This window comes from Brachybacterium sp. GCM10030252, from assembly GCF_042666535.1.
Taxonomy (GTDB): Bacteria; Actinomycetota; Actinomycetes; order Actinomycetales; family Dermabacteraceae; genus Brachybacterium.
In genome coordinates this window covers 1-3,542 of sequence record NZ_JBHTDM010000022.1, presented here as the reverse complement: position 1 = coordinate 3,542, position 3,542 = coordinate 1, and the positions used below count along the sequence as shown (strand labels likewise).

General features: G+C 61.3%; 4 protein-coding genes and 1 pseudogene. All 5 read left to right on the top strand.

Going from position 1 to position 3,542, the window contains the following annotated elements; genetic code table 11:
- Window positions 1-199 (top strand): annotated as a pseudogene (locus ACFQRJ_RS12635) (IS5/IS1182 family transposase); the annotation flags it as partial.
- Window positions 200-496: 297 nt separating this feature from the next.
- Window positions 497-2,095 (top strand): DUF4041 domain-containing protein, encoded by a 1,599-nt coding sequence (locus ACFQRJ_RS12630; RefSeq protein ID WP_377019494.1) that lies wholly within the window; start codon window positions 497-499, stop codon window positions 2,093-2,095.
- A 109-nt stretch (window positions 2,096-2,204) separates the two neighbouring features.
- A complete protein-coding gene (locus ACFQRJ_RS12625) occupies window positions 2,205-2,525 on the top strand; it encodes a nucleotide pyrophosphohydrolase (protein ID WP_377019493.1) in 321 nt (106 codons plus the stop codon).
- On the top strand, window positions 2,512-2,841 hold the full coding sequence (locus tag ACFQRJ_RS12620; protein ID WP_377019492.1) for a GIY-YIG nuclease family protein: 330 nt from the start codon (window positions 2,512-2,514) through the stop codon (window positions 2,839-2,841). The genes ACFQRJ_RS12625 and ACFQRJ_RS12620 overlap by 14 nt, the downstream gene beginning before the upstream one ends.
- 159 nt (window positions 2,842-3,000) lie before the next feature.
- Complete coding sequence (locus ACFQRJ_RS12615; protein ID WP_377019491.1) at window positions 3,001-3,483, top strand: DNA/RNA helicase domain-containing protein; 483 nt, start codon at window positions 3,001-3,003, stop codon at window positions 3,481-3,483.
- Window positions 3,484-3,542 lie beyond the last annotated feature (59 nt).

Below are 3,542 nucleotides of genomic sequence, written 5' to 3'. Positions count from 1 at the left end.
TGCCCGCCAGAGGAAGGGTTCCTGCGGGGGCCGACCGCCCGGACTCGACCAGACCGCATACGCTGGCCGCAACGTCGTCGAGCGGCAGTTCGGCCTGGCCAAACAATGGCGCGGGATCGCCACCCGCTACGACAAACACGCCATCACCTACCGCGCCAGCGTCGTCCTCTGCGCCGTCATCGCCTGGCTACGCAAATAGGAGACATGCCCTAGCCGTCTAGCTGTAGTTGGTCATGACGTTGCAGTCCCGTGTGCCTCATGCTCTCGCACGGCGCTGTGTCTGCGCCTCGCAACCGAGCCGGGAATCAGCAGCGCGAGGGTTATGTCGATCATTACGGACAGCGCGCTGGAAGGAGCCGCTCGAACTCATGCGTGTCCGCGCGTGCGTGTCGAGCCATCTGTCCGTGGAGTGGTGGATGATGTCGAAAGGGGCGAAACACTGCGTTCAAGGACCGACGAAGTCGACGCCCTTCAAGGACCAACGAGATGAGGGGCGATGAGCGAGCAGGGGACGACGGCACCGGGATGGTACAGCGATCCGTCGAGCAGGCACCAGTTACGTTGGTGGGATGGTCTGCGCTGGCGAGACGCGGTCTCCGATCAGGGGCAGCAGAGCGAAGATCCGTTGCCGCCTGTCTACCCGACCAGACATGCGACATCGGAGGTTGCAGATAGTGCGCCCACGGATATCGAGACTGTCTCATCGAACCCGCAGTCGCAGTCGGTACTTGCTGGTGAGCCCGTAGAACAGCTCTCCGCTGCATCCACCGCCAAAGTCACTTTGCTCTCTGCGAAGAAGATTGCCACCAAGCTCCAGGCGGAGACAAGAGCTCTTCATGAGCGGGTGAGGGCTCTTGAAGGCATCGCCCGCGAGTTCAGAGGGCTCGAGGCCGCGGAGATCTCTGAACGCATCGACGAGCTGCGGGCACAAGAGGCAGCACAACGTGCGCGTGCAGTCGAGCAGGAACGTGATGCGGCGTCGCAAGCCAAGGGGATCCAGAATCAGATTGCGCGCGCGCAGGCGCAGCTCGCGTCCGTCGAACAGAACATCATCATCGCCCGTGATCGGGTGGAGCTCGAGGCGAGAGGGCTCTACGACTACGAGCACGTCGCCGAGGCCTCAGCGTCTCTGGCCTCCGAACTCGCAATAGTGCGCTCAGCCATCAAGGAGAGCAACAAGTACGACAGGGCGATCCACGCGACCACCGGGTTCACGTTCAACAACTCCACGGCGAAGGGAAGAACCTTCGTCAACCAGATGCGCCGAATCATGCTGCGCGCCTACAACGCCGAGGCGGAGAACGCGGTCAAGACCGTGAAGACCGGTAACCTCGCTCCGGCGATCAAGCGCCTCTCTCGAGCGAAGGAGCAGATCGAGAAGCAGGGAACGATGATCGACCTCGCCGTCGACGAGAGGTATCACCGTCTGCGTCTCCAGGAGATCGAGCTCGCTGCTCGCCATCATGAGGCGGTCGCGGCAGAGAAGTCACTCGATCGAGAGCGACGTGAAGAGCTGCGCGAGCAACGGCGCGCGGAGCAGGAGCTACGGGCGGAGAAGGAACGGCTCGAGAAGGAGCGCACCCACTACCTTAACTCGATCAGGCGTCTGCGCGCAGCGGGCGATGACGCTCAAGCCGACGAGCTCCAAACCAAACTCAAACAGATCGATGAAGAGATCTCTCAGGCCGACTACCGCGCAGCGAACATCCGCGCCGGCTACGTCTACGTCATCTCCAACATCGGCGCCTTCGGCGAGGGCGTCGTCAAGATCGGGATGACCAGACGGCTCGATCCCATGGATCGGGTCAAGGAGCTCGGCGATGCCTCGGTCCCGTTCATCTTCGATGTGCACGCCCTGTTCTTCTCCGACGATGCCGTCACCATCGAGGCACAGCTGCATCGCGAGTTCTCGGCTCAGAGGCTGAACCAGGTCAACACCCGCAAGGAGTTCTTCCGCGTTACCCCTGCAGAGGTGCTCGAGACCCTCAAGAAGCAGCGCATCTCGGTTCTCGAGTTTCGCACCGAGGCCGAGGCGGAGGACTACCGCACGAGCCAGGCGCTCACCACACAGCATGGAGCTGAGGGCACGCCATGATGCTCGGAATCGATCCCCGTTCCGAGCACCATCAGAAGCTGGCAGCTAGATCGCTAGCCCTTCGAAGATGCACACGCCTGCCAGATCTCGAAACTGCTAGGTTGCAGACGTGACCCGCGAACCTGTCCTCGAGACCCTGCGCGCCTTCATGGCCGAACGCGACTGGCAGCAGTTCCACTCCCCGGATAATCTCGCGAAGTCGATCAGTATCGAAGCTGGAGAACTTCTCGAGTGCTACCAGTGGGACTCAGATGCAGGCCGTGATGAGGTCGCAGGCGAGCTGGCCGACGTCCTCACCTACGCACTGCTGCTCGCGGATCGGCTCGATCTCGATCCGGAACAGATCATCCGCGCTAAGCTCGATCGGACAGGGCAGAAGTACCCAGTGGAGAAAGCTAAGGGGCGGAGCACAAAATATGACCGCCTTTGAGATCGAACAACTGGCCTTTACGTCGGATTCTGTGGCAGAAGCAAGCAGTCGCATCCCTCGGTTCGCAAACTGGCCCATCGTCTATCTGATCGAGGACGGCAAGGAGATTTACGTCGGCGAGACCGGGAATGCCGAACGTCGGATGCGGCAACACCTTAAATCCGAGACGAAGAAGCATTTGCGTGAGGTTCGCTTGGTCCTCGACGAACGGTTCAACGCCTCGGCATGTCTGGACCTCGAGTCCTACCTGATTCGACTCCTCGACGGGGACGGGCGATTCAAGCTCCTGAATCTCAACGAGGGCGTCACCAATTAAGAGTACTACCAGCGTAGCGAGTACAACGAGACCTTCAAGGAGATCTTCGACGAGCTTCGCAAACTCGGCTACTTCCAGCGGACGATTCCGCAGATCGAGAACTCCGGCCTCTTCAAGCTCTCCCCGTACAAGGCCCTCAACACGGAGCAGGGCGTAGCCGTGCTCGACATCATGGAGGGACTCCTCGAGGACCTGAAGTCTGACACCCGCACACTCTCTGCGATCCAGGGGGACCCGGGGACCGGCAAGACTATCGTCGGCATCTATCTCATGAAGCTCCTGCGCGACCTCGCGCAGTTCGATCCGACCGATGACGTCGATGGGGACTCGATGTTCTCGGATCTCTTCGTCGAGGGGAACCGTGAGCTGTTCCAGGATCTCCGCGTCGGTCTCGTCGTTCCGCAGAAGTCACTGCGGAAGTCGATCACCAAGGTGTTCCGCAAAGCCCCGGCGCTACAGGGCGCGCATGTGCTCACACCGTACGAGGTGGCTGACGCTGAAGAAGACTTCGATGTGATCGTGGTCGATGAGGCACACCGGCTCACCCAGCGGGGCTCCCAGTCACACGGCACCCTCACCAAACGCTACGGCGAAATTGAAGCGCCCTGGCTTCCGTTCCGCTTTCTATGCGGGGGCCGGTGAGGGCTCCCGGGACTCAGCGTAGGCGGCCTCAACCTCGATCGGGGTCGAGTACTCGAGGG

Excerpts from the sequence above, each read along its gene's own strand:
- ACFQRJ_RS12630 (WP_377019494.1), top strand. The coding sequence starts at position 497 with ATGAGCGAGCAGGGGACGACGGCACCGGGATGGTACAGCGATCCGTCG.
- ACFQRJ_RS12620 (WP_377019492.1), top strand. The coding sequence starts at position 2,512 with ATGACCGCCTTTGAGATCGAACAACTGGCCTTTACGTCGGATTCTGTG.